We start from the raw sequence: 16,592 nt of genomic DNA on the forward strand, positions 1-16,592 counted from the left end.
TGCGCGCGATTTGGTAATGATCAAAAACCGCAACCATGGGGCCGCCCACTCCAACCTGAAGCCAACCCCTTCATTCTCTACTGTTCCAGTTAAACACCAGATTCCTAGCACCAGCACTGGCAACATCTGTCGTGTCACGTTTCGTCTCACCATTACGCGTTGCCACGACCGTGTACTTGCCAGGAGGTAACTGGACGTAAACCAAAGGACCTGCCTGGCTCAGCGTCAGCACCGCCCCCTGAGCGTTCTGAATAAGCAAATCCACGTCCGGTATGTATTTGCCTTCCACCCCGATTGAGAACGTCATGTGCAGGTTATAGCCAGTAGCTTGCTGGATGGCCTTCGCTTCATCCTCGCCGATTCCACCGGACAGGTAAGCAATCCCGTTTTGTTCCTGCCGCTGAATTTGTACGCCTGAACTGTCGACGGGCTCAAGGCTTGCCGCATTCACCATCGCTGGAAACGCCAGAGCACCGACCGCAACAAGGGACAACATGTATGCATGGACGTATTTCATGATGACGACTCCCGGGCTCCTCAGAACCCTTTCACTCCCTTGAGTTGTGATTTCCCGGACACCGGTCAGGTTTTAGATTGATTCGATCTTGGATTCACTGCGAAACGGACTACACCCTGTATTCCACAAATACGTCCCACTGTCGGCTTGGTCCTGCAAAACGAATCCGGCAATTCCTTCCGGCTTACCAGCGGGGTACTGCATCGCCGCCCCATGCGCTCTTGTCATGCTCTTTCGACTGTTCCTCCAGCCACGGAAGACTTCATGACCATCGTCCAAACCGGTAACACTCAAGACCCACAACTCGTCACTTTGGTTGGCAACCTTGGCGAACTGATCCGCCAGGCACGCCTTAAAGCGCTTCGAGCGGTCGATACGGCTCAAGTGCAAACCTGCTGGCAGATCGGGCGGCATATTGTTGAGTTCGAGCAGGAGGGCGCTCGTAGGGCGGGGTATGGGAAGCAGTTGTTGGCGACGCTGGCGAAAATTCTGACAGCCGAGTTCGGGAAAGGCTTTGACGCTTCCAACCTTCGCTACATGCGCCAGTTCTATCAAGTTTTCCCAATTTGTGACGCGCTGCGTCACGAATTGAGCTGGACCCACTACCGCAGACTACTGCGGGTCGACAACGACCATGCACGCCATTGGTACATGAACGAGTCAGCCCTTCAGAATTGGTCGAGTCGCGCCCTGGAGCGCCAGATCAACACGCTGTATTACGAGCGGCTACTGGCGAGTCGGGACCGGTCTGCGGTCAGGGAGGAAGCCGCTACCAATATCCAGAAAATGGCCGCTAACCCGAGAGACTTTATTCGCGATCCGGTCGTACTTGAATTTTTGGGTCTGCCCAATGCCGGCCTGATCCTGGAAACCGAACTCGAACAAGCGTTGATCAACCACCTTCAGAGCTTCTTGCTCGAACTGGGTAAAGGCTTCGCCTTCATCGCCCGCCAGCAACGCATCAGTACCGACAGTAAAGACTTCTACATCGACTTGGTGTTCTACAACTACCTGCTCAAGTGCTTTGTGATCTTCGATCTAAAACGCGGCGAACTGACCTACCAGGATGTCGGCCAGATGGACATGTACGTACGCATGTACGACGAACTCCGGCGTGGCCCGGAGGATGGCCCCACTGTCGGCATCATTCTTTGCGCGCAGAAAGATGAATCGGTGGTTCGTTATTCCGTACTGGAGGGCAATGAGCAACTGTTCGCCAGTAAGTACAAACTGGTGTTACCGAGTGAAGAGGAACTTCGAGCGGAGCTGGATCGGGAACGAGCGCTACTCGAGGACCAGCGGCTCAATCAGACGCGCCGATAGAATTGGGCGCATTGTCCGAAACCATCATGAAGACTATCGTTGGCAGCTACGCGCAAAGGTCCGTCACCGATGAATTTCAATGACACGCCTGCACTGGCACCCGCTCAGATCGAGCTGCCCTTGCCTGCCACCACACCCGGCGGCCCCTTCAAGGAGCCCGCCGCAGACGGCTACATCCTCGGCGGATTCACCTGGCGACACACTCCGCAGGACCCTGCCCGCGCCGTCGTGATCATCAATGCTGCCACCTCCGTGCGCTGCCGCCATTACTCACGTTTTGCCGATTACCTGTTCGCCAACGGGTTTGATGTCATCACTTACGATTACCGTGGCATCGGCGAATCACGTCCCGCCTCGCTCAAAGACCTCGACGCTTCATGGACCGACTGGGGCGCGCTGGACTTTGAAGCGATGCTAAGGCGCGCCGAGCGTGAATTCCCCCACCAGCCTATCGACGTCGTCGGCCACAGCTTTGGCGGCTGTGCAGCGGGCCTGGGGGCGTCCGGGCGTTTCATTCGACGGATGGTGACGGTCGGGGCGCAATTCGCTTACTGGCGTGATTATGCGCCCGCCCATCGCTGGCGGATGTTCGGCAAATGGCATGTGGTTATGCCGTTGATGACGATTTTCCACGGTTACTTCCCCGGCAAGCGCCTCGGCTGGCTGGAGGACACCCCGGCCGGCGTAGTTCGCGACTGGACTACACCGACGGCCCGTTATGAAACGCGCCCCAGCGGTCGACGACTCCATGGCGGAACCGGTCGACTGCCCTTTGAACGTGTCAGCGCGAAAATCCTGGCGATCAGCATCAGCGACGATCCTTATGGCACAATTTCGGCCATCGAACGCCTGCTCGGCTACTTCACCCACAGCAGCAACACGCACCTGCGAATCACTCCCGAAGACATCGGCGAAGAAGAAGTCGGACATTTCGCCTTTTTTCGCAGCGCATACCAAGCCACACTATGGCCCATTGCATTGTTCTGGCTGCAAAACGGCGAGCTGGCCCCCGGTACACCCGGTCGGCAGATCCCACGCAGCTGAGTCATCTCAACGAATACGGAACGACACCCATGGCCTCCGCCAACAAACAGCAAAAACGCGCCACCCGCGCCAAAGCCAAGGCCAAGCAAAACCGCACCCAACGTGCCGCCGCGCCGRTCGAGCTGGACCCGAACGATGATCGCATCGACTTCGAATCGGTAGACCTGACCGAGCTGTTCAAGAAGATGATCGACGCCGAAAAGACCAGCCAGCAAGCGATGTGCGTGGCGTTCCTGGAGGACCCGCTGCTGGAGTTGGTCTATGAGCAGGAAGGCGAAGAAGGCGCGATGGACTTTATCCTCGCCGCGCTGATCGAGTACCGCCAATGGTCGACCGAAGTGGACGAAGCCGGCGCACTGGCGTGGATCGAATCACCGGCCTTCCAGGCTGACTATGTCGCAGCGTCCGATATCATCGCCGCCCAAACCCAACAGAAAGCAAACTGAGTTCCCATGGCATCCCTGAACAAGCAACAGAAACGCGCCAAACGCGCAAAGGCCAAAGCCAAGCAAATCAACATCCACGGCAGAAAAACCGCCGCGCTGGACGATGACCTGGGGGAAATCGGCGAGCCGATCCCTGAGTACACCCTGGCGATGTTCAGCAAGATGCGCGACGCGGAAGCCAACAGCCGCAGCGACATGCTTCAGATCCTGCTGTCAGAACTCGCCGAAATCATCAGCGACCATCCAGATTTGCTGGACATGGAAAACGCCGACAACGAAGCCATGGCCGCCACCCACCTGGCCGCCGACATGCTGATCGATTACCGCATGTGGGCCGATGGCATGGACCGGGAAACAGCTCAAGCCTGGCTGACCGAACCGCAGTTCATTACCGACTTCGGCGATGCGCTGGATAGCTATCGTCAGGCGCTGGATGCGCAAGAAGAAAAGAGCGAATAAACGCAATTGGCAGAAACAAAAACGGCCGCTTGTCATCACTGACAGCGGCCGTTTTCGTGGGTATCAACAACAATTGCCTTGAGTCAGATCACTCAGCTCGCCAACACTGCGTTCATCTTCTCATTACGACGACGGCGAGCTACCAGCAAGCCTGCCGCTACCACCACCAGGGCCAGCAGACCGGTCGCGAGAATCTCCACGCGATGCGCTTCCTGGAACAGCATGATGGTCAGGGCCGCCACGATGAAAATGATCACTGCGTAGGTCAGGACCGGGAACATCCACATGCTGAAGGCGATTTTTTCACCGCGAGCCATGCGTTGTTTACGCATACGCAGTTGTGAAATGGCGATCACCAGGTACACCAGCAGCGCGATGGCGCCAGAGCTGGCCAGCAGGAATTCGAACACAGCGGCCGGGGCCACGTAGTTGGCGAATACGGCGAGGAACGCAGCACCGGTAGACAACATCACAGCCCAGTACGGCGTGCCGCTCTTGTTGGTGCGTTGGGAAACGGCCGGTGCATCACCGCGCTTGCCCAGGGAGAACATCATGCGCGAGGCGGTGTACAGCGCCGAGTTCAGGCAGCTGGTCACAGCAACCAGTACCACGATGTCGACGATCAGTTTGGCATTCGGGATGCCCATGCGCTCAAGCACCGTCTGGTAAGAACCAACGCTGGCCAGAATCGGATCGTTCCATGGCACCAGGGCCACGACGATGAAGATCGACACGAGGTAGAACAAGCCGATCCGCCAGATCACCGAGTTGGTGGCCTTGGAGATTTGCTGACCAGGGTTCTTCGATTCAGCGGCCGCGATGGTCACGATCTCGGTGCCCATGAAGGAAAACATGGTGGTCAGGATCGCGCCCAGTACTGCGCCCATGCCGTTTGGCAGGAAGCCCTGGGTGTCGAAGAGGTGCGAAACGCCGCTGACCTGACTGGTCGGCATGAAGCCGAAGATCGCCATAACGCCGAGGACAATGAAACCGATGATCGCCACGACCTTGATCAGGGCGAACCAGAATTCGAACTCACCGTAGTTTTTTACGCTGAACAGGTTAGTCACCGTCAACAGCAGGGTGATGATCAGCGTGAAAGCCCAGATCGCCACATTCGGGAACCAGGCGTGCAGGATGGTTGCAGCGGCATTGGCTTCCAGCGGGATGACCAAGACCCAGAACCACCAGTACAACCAGCCGATGGTGAAACCGGCCCAGTGACCGATCGCGCGATCGGCGTATGTCGAGAAAGAGCCGGTATCTGGCGAAGCAACGGCCATCTCGCCGAGCATGCGCATTACCAGCACAACCAACATACCGGCGGCAGCGTAAGCCAAGAGCACGGCCGGGCCTGCGGCGGCGATGGCGTGACCCGAGCCAACGAACAAGCCGGCACCGATAACTCCGGCAATCGACAGCATGGTCACATGACGCGGTTTGAGCCCCTGTTCGAGGCCATTGGAGCTTGGGGTACTGCTCATTGAAACTACCTTTGTAAGGAAAAGCGAATGCGTGCAGCCCGCCTTGAATTCTTTCTCGTAAAAAGAAACCAACGGGGCGTTCTGGATTCTGTACGCAATAATTGCGCCAAAATGTTTCAAAACCCTCTAACACGGCGATTACGTCCCGACCGGACGGTCATCGCAAGCCATTGAATTCAATGGCACTTTGCCAGAACGTTACCCGGCGACTCACTTTGGGAACGAATGCGCGCACCGGAAACACACCCGGAAAATGCCCGATGCACAATAAAAGTGCGGATCAGGAACGTTTGGCCGGTTAACGCTTCCAACACCCCGCCAAAGCTGGCAACATCGCGCCTTTTTTTACGCGACACCCGCGGTTGCTTTGTATTTAAAAGCAGGTTCAAACGGCTGTTCGGTTGATAGCAGCGCGACAGTCTGCTGTAGCGATGCGACAACCTGCCCCATCACTTCCGTTTACCGCCCGTAGCGCTGTTGGCTGCCATTCAAACGCTATGCTAGGTTGGCCGCCTCGCCAGGAAGGCCGCCAACAGCAGGAGCGAAACACTATGAGGAACGCACATGGCTGAGGCCACGCCCGCGCTTGAAATCCGCAATTTGCACAAACGCTACGGACAGCTTGAGGTGCTCAAAGGCATCTCGCTGACCGCCCGCGACGGCGACGTGATCTCGATCCTGGGTTCTTCCGGCTCCGGCAAATCCACGTTTCTGCGTTGCATCAACCTGTTGGAAAACCCGCACCAGGGTCAGATCCTGGTGGCTGGTGAAGAACTCAAACTCAAAGCCGCGAAGAACGGCGAACTGGTCGCTGCCGACGGCAAGCAGATCAATCGCCTGCGCAGCGAGATCGGTTTTGTATTTCAAAACTTTAATCTCTGGCCGCACATGAGCGTGCTCGACAACATCATTGAAGCGCCGCGCCGCGTGCTCGGCCAAAGCAAAGCCGAAGCCATCGAAGTCGCCGAAGCCTTGCTGGCCAAGGTCGGTATTGCCGACAAGCGTCACGCATACCCGGCGCAACTGTCCGGCGGCCAGCAACAGCGCGCCGCGATCGCCCGTACTTTGGCGATGCAGCCCAAGGTGATCCTGTTCGACGAGCCGACTTCTGCCCTTGACCCGGAAATGGTCCAGGAAGTACTTAATGTCATCCGCGCACTGGCCGAAGAAGGCCGCACCATGCTGCTGGTTACCCACGAGATGGGCTTTGCCCGTCAGGTGTCCAGCGAAGTGGTGTTCCTCCACCAGGGCTTGGTGGAAGAGCAAGGATCGCCACAGCAGGTGTTTGAAAACCCGCTTTCGGCGCGCTGCAAACAATTCATGTCCAGCAACCGCTAACGGAGCTTCCCGCATGCAGAACTACAAAAAGGTCTTCCTGGCTGCGGCCGTCACCCTGGCGTTCAGCGCCGGTGCCATGGCCGAAACCCTGAAGATGGGCATCGAAGCGGCCTACCCGCCGTTCAACAATAAAGATGCCAGTGGCAATGTCGTCGGCTTCGACAAGGAAATCGGCGACGCCCTGTGCGCGAAGATGAAAGTCGAGTGCACCGTGGTCACCTCCGACTGGGACGGCATCATCCCGGCACTGAATGCCAAGAAGTTCGACTTCCTGATCTCCTCGATGTCGATCACCGATGAGCGCAAGGGCGCGGTGGACTTCACCGATCCGTACTACTCGAACAAGCTGCAGTTCATCGCCAAGAAAGATGTCGACTTCAAAACCGACAAGGCTTCGCTCAAGGGCAAAGTGATCGGAGCACAACGTGCAACCCTCGCCGGTACCTGGATGGAAGACAACATGGACGGCGTCGAGGTCAAACTCTACGACACCCAGGAAAACGCCTACCTGGACCTGACTTCCGGTCGTCTGGACGGCATCCTCGCCGACAAGTACGTCAACTACGAGTGGCTGAAAAGCGACGCAGGCAAGCCTTACGAATTCAAAGGCGACCCGGTGGAAGAAAGCGACAAGATCGGTATCGCTGTACGTAAAGGCGACCCGATCCGCGAGAAGCTGAACATCGCTTTGAAAGAAATCGTCGCTGACGGCACCTACAAAAAGATCAACGACAAGTACTTCCCGTTCAGCATCTATTGATTCTGACCTGCCGGACCGGCGCCGTACTCTGACGGCGCCAGTCCATGGCATTGCCTGCCGCGATTTGAAAAGAACCCCATGACTATCGATCTCTACGGATTCGGCCCGGCGCTCGCCGCTGGCGCGCTGATGACTGTGAAACTGGCACTCTCGGCCTTGTGTCTCGGGCTGGTGCTCGGTTTGCTCGGCGCCTTGGCCAAGACGTCCCCGTACAAGCCGTTGCAATGGCTTGGCGGAACTTATTCGACACTGGTTCGCGGTATTCCGGAATTGCTCTGGGTGCTGTTGATCTACTTCGGCACAGTCAATCTGATGCGTGCCTTGGGCGAATTTTTCGGCAATCCCGACCTCGAACTCAATGCCTTTGCCGCCGGCGTGATTGCGCTGGGCCTGTGTTTCGGCGCTTACGCCACCGAAGTGTTTCGGGGTGCGATCCTGGCAATCCCCAAAGGTCACCGTGAAGCCGGCGTGGCGTTGGGCCTGTCAAAATTCCGCATTTTCACCAAACTGATCATGCCGCAGATGTGGCGCATCGCCCTGCCGGGCCTTGGCAACCTGTTCATGATCCTGATGAAAGACACCGCGCTGGTATCAGTCATCGGCCTGGAAGAAATCATGCGTCATGCGCAAATCGGCGTAACCGTGTCCAAGCAACCGTTCACCTTCTATATGGTGGCCGCGTTCATGTACCTGAGCCTGACCGTTCTCGCCATGAGCGGTATGCACTTAATGGAACGACGTGCCGCTCGCGGCTTCGCGAGGAGCACCCAATGAACTGGGAAGTCATCATCAAGTGGCTGCCGAAGCTGGCCCAAGGCGCAACGCTAACCCTGGAGCTAGTGGCCATCGCTGTGATCGCCGGGTTGTTGTTGGCGATTCCGCTGGGCATCGCGCGGTCGTCGCGACTCTGGTACGTGCGAGCATTTCCCTACGGCTACATCTTCTTTTTCCGTGGCACGCCGTTGCTSGTWCARCTGTTYCTGGTCTACTACGGCCTGGCACAGTTCGATGCGGTGCGTAACAGCTCGATGTGGYCGTACCTGCGCGATCCGTTCTGGTGCGCCACAGCCACCATGACCCTGCACACCGCGGCCTATATCGCCGAGATCCTGCGCGGCGCGATCCAGGCGATACCGCCGGGTGAGATCGAAGCAGCGCGTGCTTTGGGCATGTCTCGCGCCAAAGCACTTTTCTACATCATCCTGCCGCGTGCCGCGCGCATCGGCTTGCCGGCGTACAGCAATGAAGTGATCCTGATGCTCAAGGCCAGCGCCCTGGCCAGTACCGTGACCTTGCTGGAACTCACCGGCATGGCCCGCACCATCATTGCCCGGACTTACCTGCCGGTGGAGATCTTCTTCGCCGCGGGCATGTTCTATCTGTTGATGGCTTACGTGCTGGTGCGCGGCTTCAAGCTGCTGGAGCGCTGGCTGCGCGTCGATGCCTGCCAAGGGCGTTGATGCCTCCTGCGTGCTGACGGGCGAGGCCCTGCTCGCCCGCTTCATCGCGCTGGATGCTTTTCTGATCGAGCATCAGGCGCTATGGAAGCCACGACCGTTTACTCATCTGCAACTTCCCTGGGAAGCGTCCTATCCGGAATTGGCGCTTTGGCTTCGAGGGCGGTCGCTGGAAGACGCAGAAAACAGTCATAACCAACCTTGCTTGCTGGATGCGCCGGAGCCGTTTGCTTCGTTGGCGGCGTTGTCGCGTGAGTTGAGCACGGTGGGGGAGTTGCCGGCGCACGCATTGGAAGCTGCGGGGCATCGGCTGAATGTCGACGTGCCGGGGCGCAAGTGGCAGCAGATCGAGGCGTTTGCCAGTCGCCTGTCGTTTGCTGCACCGCCGAAGCATTGGCTGGACTGGTGCTCGGGCAAGGGCCACTTGGGTCGGCGCTTGCTACAAACCGGGCACCAACTGACCTGCCTGGAATACAACCCGGCGCTAGTGGCCAGCGGACAAGCACTCAGCCAGCGTCATCAACTGCGTGCGTTGCATGTCGAGCAGGATGTGCTCGCGGCGGACACTGCTTCCCTGTTGAACGCCGATCACACGCCGGTGGCGCTGCACGCCTGCGGTGATCTGCATGTGCGGTTAATCCAGCTCGCTAGTACGGCGGGCTGCAAACGACTCGCCATCGCGCCGTGCTGCTACAACCGCATCGGTCTGACCGAGTATTCGCCGATATCCCTGGCCGCCAAAGGCTCCGCCCTACAACTTTCCCTCGATGACCTCGCGCTACCGATGAGCGAGACCGTCACCGCCGGTGCTCGTGTGCGACGTCAGCGTGATACCTCGATGGCCCGGCGCCTGGGTTTCGACTTGCTGCAACGGCAACTGCGCGGTGTTGATGAATACCTGCCCACCCCTTCCCTGCCGAGTGCCTGGCTAGACACATCCTTTGCCGAGTACTGCCATCATCTGGCCGCACTGAAAGAGTTATCCACAGTCGGCCCGCAAGACTGGTCTGCACTCGAAGCCGCCGGCTGGGAGCGACTGGCGCAAGTGCGCAATCTGGAGCTACTACGCGGGCTTTTCCGACGCCCGTTGGAGCTTTGGCTGGTACTCGACCGAGCACTCTACTTGAGGGAGCAAGGCTATACCGTTCGTCTAGGTACTTTTTGCGAAATCCCACTTACACCGCGCAATTTCCTGCTCTTGGCGGAGCGTGCGTAAAAAAGTCGCAGCCTGTGGATAACTCTGTTGATGGAATTATCGTGGATCCATTACCTACGGCAGTTTCAGTGGCGAAACGACACTGTTCAATTTTCGTACATCTCTAAAAAGATCCTGAAAAACAGGGATTTGCGAACAAATGAGAAAACGTTCACAAAAATGGCATTGAACGACACTAGACACCACCCTCATTGTGCATAAGCGCTCGACGCAAAGGACATAAGTGCCTAAACCCGGACGTCAGGCGGGGAAAATTGCACCGCCCCTCGACTCTTGTTATACAAACACGCAAAGGGCGCCGACAGCGCGACCACGAACAAGAAAATTCGACCGACAGGATGCGACAGTGACGTTCATTTCTTACGCACAGAATTTCGAAGACATACGCCTGTGGCGCGCCCTCAAAACCGTCGAGAATGGCTTCTATATCGACGTCGGGGCCAACGATCCCACCCACGACTCGGTCACCAAAGCGTTCTACGACCACGGCTGGAGCGGCATCAACGTCGAACCGATGCTCAATTACTATGAAGCGTTGTGCGAGCAACGCCCCAAAGACACCAACCTGCAATGCGTGGCCGGCGAAAGCGCTGACAACCTGACTTTCTACGGCATCGCCGGCACCGGCCTCTCGACTGCCGACCCGGCCATGGCACAAATGCACAAAGACGCCGGCATGGACGTGCGCAGCCAAACCGTCCAATCCCGCACCCTGACCTCCATCTGTGAAGAACACGCCCAGGGCCGCCCCATCCACTTCTTGAAAATCGACGTCGAAGGCCACGAAGATACCGTCCTGCGCGGCATGGACTTCAGCCAATGGCGGCCGTGGGTCATCCTCATCGAAACCCCGTGGGAGCGCGACCAGACCTGGGAAACCCTCGTCACCGGCGCCGGCTACCAATCCATCCTGTTTGACGGCATCAATACCTACTACCTCGCCGAAGAACACTTGAACCTCAAGCCCGCCTTCGACCTCCCGCCCTGCAACCTGGACGAGTTCCAGTTTTGCAAAGGCCACAACTTCAGCCACCCCATCGGTGATGCCGATCACCAGCTAGCCGCTGCCCTGCAACGCGCGGAACAGGCCGAAGCACAGCTGCGCGCAATGCAAAACAGCCGGACCTGGCAAGCCATTCAGAAACTCAAGAAAACCCTGCTTCGCGCCTGACCTGAAGCCTGCGCAAAAATAGTCTGAATTCAGGGGTTTACAGAACCAATCCAATCGCTATAATCGTCGCCCAACACGCCGGTATAGCTCAGTTGGTAGAGCAACTGACTTGTAATCAGTAGGTCCCGGGTTCGACTCCTGGTGCCGGCACCATATAGAACAACGAAAAAGGCTCACCTTGCGGTGGGCCTTTTTTGTTTATGGGTCTTTTCACTCCTGAATTCCCCCGTTTAGTGTTCGCCCCCTCTTCCGTCTCTGGCACCGCGCATCTAGAAACTTCGCCGACACGATAAGCRGTCACGGTCACAAATCAGCGAGACGGCATAATGGCAGCAGTGCTTATGCACAATCTGCCACTTCACTCCGCCGTTGCGAGCCCCTTTGTAATGAACACCGAACGACGTTACTCGATCATCCTGGAGCACAGCGCCGAAGTGCTGCTTGAACATGCACTCATGGCGCAGATAGAGGCATTTTKGGACGCCAACGATACTCGCTACTTCGGGTTACGTATGGAGGACGAGCACAGCGCGCACGCACGAGTGATTGTTACGGACGAAGTCCCCGACGACGAAGATCTGGAGCTTTCTTGCCTGTAGGAGATAGGGCACGGATCTAGTTTTCCATCTGGTGCCGGCGCCATACACAACAAAGCCCTCGTAGAAATACGAGGGCTTTGTTGTGTATGGCATGTAACCCCCCTTAGTGACCTGCGCTCTGCCCACCATCCACATGCAGAATTTCCCCGGTGACAAAGTTGGCGCTATCCAGATAAACAACCGCCTGAGCAATGTCGCTGATGTCCCCCATGCGCCCAACCGGGTGCAGATTCCCCAGCGCTTCATGAGTTTCCTCACCATGCATCGGCGTTTTGATGATGCCTGGGGAAACCGCGTTCACCCGAATCCCACGCTTGGCGTACTCAATCGCCAGGGACTTGGTAGCAGCGTTCAAACCACCTTTGGTCAGCGAAGCCAGCACTGAGGGCACACCATCAATTGCGTGGTCCACCAAGCTGGTGGTGATGTTGACGACGTGGCCTTTGCCTTGTTTTTCCATCTCGCTGATCGCGAGTTGGGTGATGTAGAAAAAGCCATTGAGGTTCACCGACAACACATTGGCGTAGTCTTCAGCGGTGTACGCGGTGAACGGTTTGGCGATGAAGATCCCGGCGTTGTTAACCAAAGTATCGATACGACCAAAACGTGCGATGGTTTCACGGATGACATGCTGCGCGACCTCCGGATCGCCGATGTCGCCCGCCACGGTGAGGATGTCCGGGTCGGTGGAAGGTTTGATCGAGCGCGACGTCGCGACCACGTTGTAGTCCAGATCACGGAAAGCCTTGACCATGCCTGCGCCGAGGCCTTGGGATGCACCGGTAATGACGATGACTTTTTTCGAATTGCTCATGATGAACCTCTACTAATAAAAGATGATGTGAAAAAGTAAGTAATCAAGCTTCGGCGGGGGCCTTCGCCATTTGTCTCAGCATTTGTTCGTAGTACTCGACCGACTGCGATCCGGACACCAGGTGACGACCGTTGAGGATCATGGCCGGGACCGAATTGATGCCGTGCTGGTGGTAAAACGCTTCAAGTTCACGTACTTCTTTGGCGAACGCTCCGGATGCCAACACCTCTTGCGCGGCCGCCGCGTCCAGTCCTGCTTCAGTGGCCAGACGAACCAGCGTTTCGCGATTGTTCGGGTTCTGGCCGTCGGTGAAGTAAGCGCGGAGTAGAATCTTCTTCAGTTCGACCTGCCGCCCTTCCTGCAACGCCCACAACAGCAACCGGTGCGCATCAAACGTGTTGTAGAAGTGGCTGCGCTTCTCCAGATCGAACGTGAACCCGAGGGCCTCGCCGCGAGCGATCTGCATCGCTTTGCCGGCGGCGACGTCCTCGGCGGTGCGTCCATACTTGCGCATCAAATGCTCGACAGCTTTTTCACCGACCGCCGGCATGTCCGGGTTCAACTCGAAGGGCTTGTAGGTCAGCGCCACCGAAACTTCACCGGCCACGTTCTCGATCGCCTGCTCCAGCGCCGTCGCGCCCAATGCGCACCACGGGCACACCACGTCGGAGATGAAGTCGATGGAGACGGACGCGGTCATGACTTGCCCTCCGCCTCARCCAGTTGCTTGCGGTACTGGGTGGTGGTGATGCCGGCGTAACCCCAGTTATCGGTGTCGACTTCTTCGATCACGATGTGGGTCAGGTGCGGATCCTTTTTGAGGACGCGTTCCAGGGTTTCAGTGATTTCGGCGATCACCTGAGCTTTCTGCTCTGAGGTAACGCCATCGCGGGTAATGCGAACGCTGACAAAAGGCATGAGGAATCTCCAAGTGACCTGCCCTTCGGAATGAATGGGTAGGCGATGGAGCTGAATGTAGGGAGTTAGCTGGAGGGGATAAAGGTGGGGGCGGGAATATCATTAGTTACTTCGTGTAATGATTTCCTCGCTGCGAGGCACTAAAACTGTTTGCATCAAAAATGATTGAGCGGCCAACTTCCTTTTACCGCGACGTTTAGATATCGCCAAAAAATGGAAAAGTGCTCATGACAATTCGATTTTTCGACAGCCCATTCCATGTCACGCACGACGAGGAAATCGCCAGCAAAATGGTGRAAGAAGTGCAGTTGTCGATAGTCACTGATAGCCCCAAAAAGCCTCGCGTCGGAGAGAATGAGGATGGCGTCAGTTTGGATGTGGGTCACTCACGTCTTCCCAAGCCTCAGAACCAGTAAATCACTGAAGATCTCGCCCCACGCCACCACCTAGCCACGATTGCGCATCCTACCCTCTCAAGCTACCTTCAGGTCGTCGCTGCCAATTCAGCGACCGGGCCTGAGAACCCTAGTAAGATACAGGCGCACAAGCGCCCATAATCACGATTGTTGGCGTTTTTTTGTGCCTGCATTTCCGTGTAATGGCGGCTGTGCGTGGGAGACCTTCGGGTCTGCCGGGTTCCTGTATCTCCGGTTTCTCAGCCCGCGCATAGCTGCCACCCATTCGCCTGAGAACGAACGTGGTAGCTCAAACTTTGATTCAGGAGTTTTGCTAATGCCCGCTACCGGTCCGTCCAAAATTTGCGCTACTGCTCCACCGGCCATCACCCACCACCGCCCAAAAACCGGAGGTGCCCAATGACCAATCCTCAAGACCTGAAAACCATCGGCCTCACCCCCTTCTCCTACCACGCCAACGAAGCGCTGTTCCGCATCAACGCCGGCGTCCCGGTGATCCAGGCCCTCTCCCACGCTTCCGATCTGCTCCACATCGCCAAACTCCTCGCATCAGATGCCGCGATGGTTCGCGATACCGACCGGCATGCTTGGGCATCGCATTATTTGCAGGACATGAGCAAGGCAATCATCGATGACGTGGTGAAGGTGCTCGCCGCACCGTGTAACAACCGCGCCAGTAACGTCGCGCCATAAAACAAATCGCACACATGAAAAAGCCCCGAATCAATCGGGGCTTTTTAGTTTCCGCTCACTCTAACCAGCGTAATTTCTGAATTCGTTGCTGTCGCGGACGAGTAACTGCATCAGTTTCGGATGGATAAAAAGCTTCTCCTTTCCGACCTGAACCTCTTCCAAAACGCCAATTGTCACGAGCTCTTTCAGGTGACGAGACGCAGCCTGGCGCTGAGCAATTTTCTTCTCGACGACGTTGCTGATACGACAGTAAGGCTGCTCGAATATGACATCGACAAGTTCACGCGTGTAGGTTTTTGGCAGTTGCTCACGCACAAACTGTGTGGTGTGTTCGGACAATGCCCGAATGGCCGCAATCTTGGCCGTCGTCCACCGAGCGGTCTCCTCCACAGCGCTCAGCATGAACAACAACCACGGCTCCCAAGCCTGTTTAGTCGTGACCTCAAGCAAGAGCCGGTAGTAATCTGCTCGGTAGGCAATGATGTAGCGGCTGAGATAAAGGATAGGCAAGTTCAACAAGCCCTCCTGGATCAAAAACAAGGTATTGATGACCCGTCCGGTGCGACCGTTGCCGTCGATAAAAGGATGGATAGCTTCAAATTGATAATGCCCGACCGCCATACGAACGAGGGGATCGAGGTCGGTTTCGTTGTGTAGAAAGCGTTCCCAGTTCGCGAGGAGGTTACGCAAATGCTCCTCCCCTTCAGGCGGGGTGTAGATAACTTCACCGGTGCGGTCATTCGCGAGTTGGGTACCGGGCGTCCGGCGGATATCCAAGTTCACACCCTTCAGGGTGCGACAGATTTCTACAGCGGTATTGGTGGATAGCGGTCGTTCGGCCAGGGATTGGAAGCCTTGATTCAGCGCCGTTCGATAACGCAACGCTTCCTTGGTCGCCGGGTCTGCATGATTTTCAGTGTCTTGAGCATGCTGAAACAGCAAATCCGTAGTGGTGACGATACTTTCTATTTCCGAGCTGTCTTTCGCTTCCAGCAGCGGAATTGTATTGATCAGGACCGTCTGATTCGGGATCAATTCTGCTGCCTGTTTCAGTTCGGCCAAGGCGGTACGTGCCTCAATGCATTTTTTGAGGACTGCACGTGTTTCTATCTCAATTCCTGGCGGTAACAAAGGTAATTGGTTGTATGGCCTGTCAGCCTGCCATGGCAGTAACGGTTCGGTCATGGATGCGATCCTGGTCATTTTGTATATTTTTTGAGCAGAGATAGCCTTCACTCATGTCGCCAGTGTAGACATGAGGCCATGACGTGTCGCAATTTTTCACTTTTTGCGACACGTCTTTGGAACGTGTCGCCGCGGACGACATGTTGGCGACACGTGTCGCCGAAATCGGATTTTGGCAACATGAGTCTTGTTACGAGGAAGTTGCCTGCTGCTTGAGCAGGAAATAACCCGCAACGCCCTGAGTCTCAAATCCCCAAAAAAATGCCCAAACTTCCCGGCCCGAGCATTTTTTGACGCTGATCACCCACCCTCCCCCAGCCCCCCCCGATCGTGCGCAACCCTCCAACCATCGGACGCCAGCATCATTTCGCTACTAAACTCGGGACAAGCGGGTTCAGGTGCAGGATTATAGCCAGCACGTATCGCCCAACCGACGGCCAGGTACTCAACAACAGCCAGCCCACTTCAGAGGGCATTACCCAATGGATAGCAGAACCCTACGCAACCTCATGCGCATTGTGCAAACCGGCTCTTTGTCGGCGGCGGCAGAGCATTCCTGTTTAACGGTGCAGGCATTGGCTGCGCAGTTGAACAAGGTCGAAGAGCAGTTTGGTTTTCGGTTGTTTCGTCGCTCCAACAAGGGATTGACCCTGACCGCTCAGGGCTCGGAACTCACGCCTTACATGGACAAGGTGTTGCTGGCCACGCGGCAACTGGAAGAAAAAGTGGCTGCGCTGAAGGTGCCTGGGCAA

General features: G+C 56.8%; 19 protein-coding genes and 1 tRNA gene. 14 read left to right on the forward strand and 6 right to left on the reverse strand.

Features of this window, described 5'->3' with window-relative positions:
• Nucleotides 1-70: 70 nt before the first annotated feature.
• The gene (locus AC1DSG_RS06230) at nucleotides 71-517 is read right to left on the reverse strand and encodes a carboxypeptidase regulatory-like domain-containing protein (protein ID WP_477790084.1); all 447 of its coding nucleotides are present in this window, start codon (nucleotides 515-517) and stop codon (nucleotides 71-73) included.
• A 264-nt stretch (nucleotides 518-781) separates the two neighbouring features.
• Here AC1DSG_RS06230 and AC1DSG_RS06235 point away from each other — a divergent pair, with 264 nt between their 5' ends.
• The 4 genes from AC1DSG_RS06235 (at nucleotide 782) to AC1DSG_RS06250 (ending at nucleotide 3,789) form a co-directional block, all read left to right on the forward strand.
• Nucleotides 782-1,840: a PDDEXK nuclease domain-containing protein gene (locus AC1DSG_RS06235; protein ID WP_477790085.1), complete on the forward strand. Its 1,059-nt coding sequence runs from the start codon at nucleotides 782-784 to the stop codon at nucleotides 1,838-1,840.
• 69 nt (nucleotides 1,841-1,909) lie between these two features.
• A complete protein-coding gene (locus tag AC1DSG_RS06240; protein WP_477790086.1) occupies nucleotides 1,910-2,884 on the forward strand; it encodes an alpha/beta hydrolase family protein in 975 nt (324 codons plus the stop codon).
• 29 nt (nucleotides 2,885-2,913) lie between these two features.
• A complete protein-coding gene (locus AC1DSG_RS06245) occupies nucleotides 2,914-3,330 on the forward strand; it encodes a hypothetical protein (protein WP_477790087.1) in 417 nt (138 codons plus the stop codon).
• A 6-nt stretch (nucleotides 3,331-3,336) separates the two neighbouring features.
• Nucleotides 3,337-3,789: a hypothetical protein gene (locus tag AC1DSG_RS06250; RefSeq protein WP_477790088.1), complete on the forward strand. Its 453-nt coding sequence runs from the start codon at nucleotides 3,337-3,339 to the stop codon at nucleotides 3,787-3,789.
• A 92-nt stretch (nucleotides 3,790-3,881) separates the two neighbouring features.
• On the opposite strand, the gene gabP is transcribed toward AC1DSG_RS06250, so the two are convergent.
• Nucleotides 3,882-5,273, reverse strand: a complete 1,392-nt coding sequence (gabP, locus tag AC1DSG_RS06255; protein WP_477790089.1) for a GABA permease — start codon at nucleotides 5,271-5,273, stop codon at nucleotides 3,882-3,884.
• Nucleotides 5,274-5,837: 564 nt separating this feature from the next.
• Between gabP and AC1DSG_RS06260 the strand changes: the two genes are divergently transcribed.
• The 8 genes from AC1DSG_RS06260 (at nucleotide 5,838) to AC1DSG_RS06295 (ending at nucleotide 11,814) form a co-directional block, all read left to right on the forward strand.
• Entirely contained in the window at nucleotides 5,838-6,611 is a 774-nt protein-coding gene (locus AC1DSG_RS06260; protein WP_007897462.1) for an ABC transporter ATP-binding protein, read from the forward strand.
• A gap of 13 nt (nucleotides 6,612-6,624) precedes the next feature.
• Nucleotides 6,625-7,371 carry an ABC transporter substrate-binding protein gene (locus tag AC1DSG_RS06265; RefSeq protein ID WP_477790090.1) on the forward strand — a complete coding sequence of 249 codons (747 nt, stop codon included), beginning with the start codon at nucleotides 6,625-6,627 and terminating at the stop codon, nucleotides 7,369-7,371.
• A 78-nt stretch (nucleotides 7,372-7,449) separates the two neighbouring features.
• Complete coding sequence (locus tag AC1DSG_RS06270; protein WP_477790091.1) at nucleotides 7,450-8,145, forward strand: ABC transporter permease; 696 nt, start codon at nucleotides 7,450-7,452, stop codon at nucleotides 8,143-8,145.
• On the forward strand, nucleotides 8,142-8,831 hold the full coding sequence (locus AC1DSG_RS06275; protein WP_477790092.1) for an ABC transporter permease: 690 nt from the start codon (nucleotides 8,142-8,144) through the stop codon (nucleotides 8,829-8,831). Before AC1DSG_RS06270 ends, AC1DSG_RS06275 begins: the two co-directional genes overlap by 4 nt.
• Nucleotides 8,812-10,044 (forward strand): methyltransferase, encoded by a 1,233-nt coding sequence (locus tag AC1DSG_RS06280; protein WP_477790093.1) that lies wholly within the window; start codon nucleotides 8,812-8,814, stop codon nucleotides 10,042-10,044. Before AC1DSG_RS06275 ends, AC1DSG_RS06280 begins: the two co-directional genes overlap by 20 nt.
• Before the next feature lie 346 nt (nucleotides 10,045-10,390).
• Nucleotides 10,391-11,215 (forward strand): FkbM family methyltransferase, encoded by an 825-nt coding sequence (locus tag AC1DSG_RS06285; protein WP_477790094.1) that lies wholly within the window; start codon nucleotides 10,391-10,393, stop codon nucleotides 11,213-11,215.
• Between the two features lie 77 nt (nucleotides 11,216-11,292).
• Nucleotides 11,293-11,368 (forward strand) — tRNA-Thr (locus AC1DSG_RS06290).
• Nucleotides 11,369-11,601: 233 nt separating this feature from the next.
• A complete protein-coding gene (locus tag AC1DSG_RS06295) occupies nucleotides 11,602-11,814 on the forward strand; it encodes a hypothetical protein (protein ID WP_477790095.1) in 213 nt (70 codons plus the stop codon).
• Nucleotides 11,815-11,917: 103 nt separating this feature from the next.
• Here the strand turns inward: AC1DSG_RS06295 and AC1DSG_RS06300 are convergent, their stop codons facing one another.
• Genes AC1DSG_RS06300 through AC1DSG_RS06310 form a run of 3 tightly spaced genes read right to left on the reverse strand, consistent with a single transcriptional unit; the run spans nucleotide 11,918 to nucleotide 13,546 of the window.
• Complete coding sequence (locus AC1DSG_RS06300) at nucleotides 11,918-12,628, reverse strand: SDR family NAD(P)-dependent oxidoreductase (protein ID WP_477790096.1); 711 nt, start codon at nucleotides 12,626-12,628, stop codon at nucleotides 11,918-11,920.
• A gap of 43 nt (nucleotides 12,629-12,671) precedes the next feature.
• Nucleotides 12,672-13,328 carry a DsbA family oxidoreductase gene (locus AC1DSG_RS06305; RefSeq protein WP_477790097.1) on the reverse strand — a complete coding sequence of 219 codons (657 nt, stop codon included), beginning with the start codon at nucleotides 13,326-13,328 and terminating at the stop codon, nucleotides 12,672-12,674.
• A complete protein-coding gene (locus AC1DSG_RS06310; RefSeq protein WP_477790098.1) occupies nucleotides 13,325-13,546 on the reverse strand; it encodes a tautomerase family protein in 222 nt (73 codons plus the stop codon). The genes AC1DSG_RS06305 and AC1DSG_RS06310 overlap by 4 nt, the downstream gene beginning before the upstream one ends.
• Before the next feature lie 815 nt (nucleotides 13,547-14,361).
• Here AC1DSG_RS06310 and AC1DSG_RS06315 point away from each other — a divergent pair.
• The gene (locus tag AC1DSG_RS06315) at nucleotides 14,362-14,655 is read left to right on the forward strand and encodes a DUF3077 domain-containing protein (protein WP_477790099.1); all 294 of its coding nucleotides are present in this window, start codon (nucleotides 14,362-14,364) and stop codon (nucleotides 14,653-14,655) included.
• Nucleotides 14,656-14,715: 60 nt separating this feature from the next.
• Here the strand turns inward: AC1DSG_RS06315 and fic are convergent, their stop codons facing one another.
• Complete coding sequence (gene fic, locus AC1DSG_RS06320) at nucleotides 14,716-15,840, reverse strand: protein adenylyltransferase Fic (protein WP_477790100.1); 1,125 nt, start codon at nucleotides 15,838-15,840, stop codon at nucleotides 14,716-14,718.
• Between the two features lie 482 nt (nucleotides 15,841-16,322).
• Between fic and AC1DSG_RS06325 the strand changes: the two genes are divergently transcribed.
• Nucleotides 16,323-16,592: LysR family transcriptional regulator (locus AC1DSG_RS06325; protein ID WP_477790101.1), on the forward strand; the 270-nt coding region annotated here is incomplete at its 3' end.

Source organism: Pseudomonas sp. P5_A12, from assembly GCF_056400685.1.

Excerpts from the sequence above, each read along its gene's own strand:
- AC1DSG_RS06230 (WP_477790084.1), bottom strand. The coding sequence starts at position 517 with ATGAAATACGTCCATGCATACATGTTGTCCCTTGTTGCGGTCGGTGCT.
- AC1DSG_RS06235 (WP_477790085.1), top strand. The coding sequence starts at position 782 with ATGACCATCGTCCAAACCGGTAACACTCAAGACCCACAACTCGTCACT.
- AC1DSG_RS06240 (WP_477790086.1), top strand. The coding sequence starts at position 1,910 with ATGAATTTCAATGACACGCCTGCACTGGCACCCGCTCAGATCGAGCTG.
- AC1DSG_RS06250 (WP_477790088.1), top strand. The coding sequence starts at position 3,337 with ATGGCATCCCTGAACAAGCAACAGAAACGCGCCAAACGCGCAAAGGCC.
- gabP (WP_477790089.1), bottom strand. The coding sequence starts at position 5,273 with ATGAGCAGTACCCCAAGCTCCAATGGCCTCGAACAGGGGCTCAAACCG.
- AC1DSG_RS06260 (WP_007897462.1), top strand. The coding sequence starts at position 5,838 with ATGGCTGAGGCCACGCCCGCGCTTGAAATCCGCAATTTGCACAAACGC.
- AC1DSG_RS06265 (WP_477790090.1), top strand. The coding sequence starts at position 6,625 with ATGCAGAACTACAAAAAGGTCTTCCTGGCTGCGGCCGTCACCCTGGCG.
- AC1DSG_RS06270 (WP_477790091.1), top strand. The coding sequence starts at position 7,450 with ATGACTATCGATCTCTACGGATTCGGCCCGGCGCTCGCCGCTGGCGCG.
- AC1DSG_RS06280 (WP_477790093.1), top strand. The coding sequence starts at position 8,812 with ATGCCTGCCAAGGGCGTTGATGCCTCCTGCGTGCTGACGGGCGAGGCC.
- AC1DSG_RS06300 (WP_477790096.1), bottom strand. The coding sequence starts at position 12,628 with ATGAGCAATTCGAAAAAAGTCATCGTCATTACCGGTGCATCCCAAGGC.
- AC1DSG_RS06305 (WP_477790097.1), bottom strand. The coding sequence starts at position 13,328 with ATGACCGCGTCCGTCTCCATCGACTTCATCTCCGACGTGGTGTGCCCG.
- AC1DSG_RS06315 (WP_477790099.1), top strand. The coding sequence starts at position 14,362 with ATGACCAATCCTCAAGACCTGAAAACCATCGGCCTCACCCCCTTCTCC.
- fic (WP_477790100.1), bottom strand. The coding sequence starts at position 15,840 with ATGACCGAACCGTTACTGCCATGGCAGGCTGACAGGCCATACAACCAA.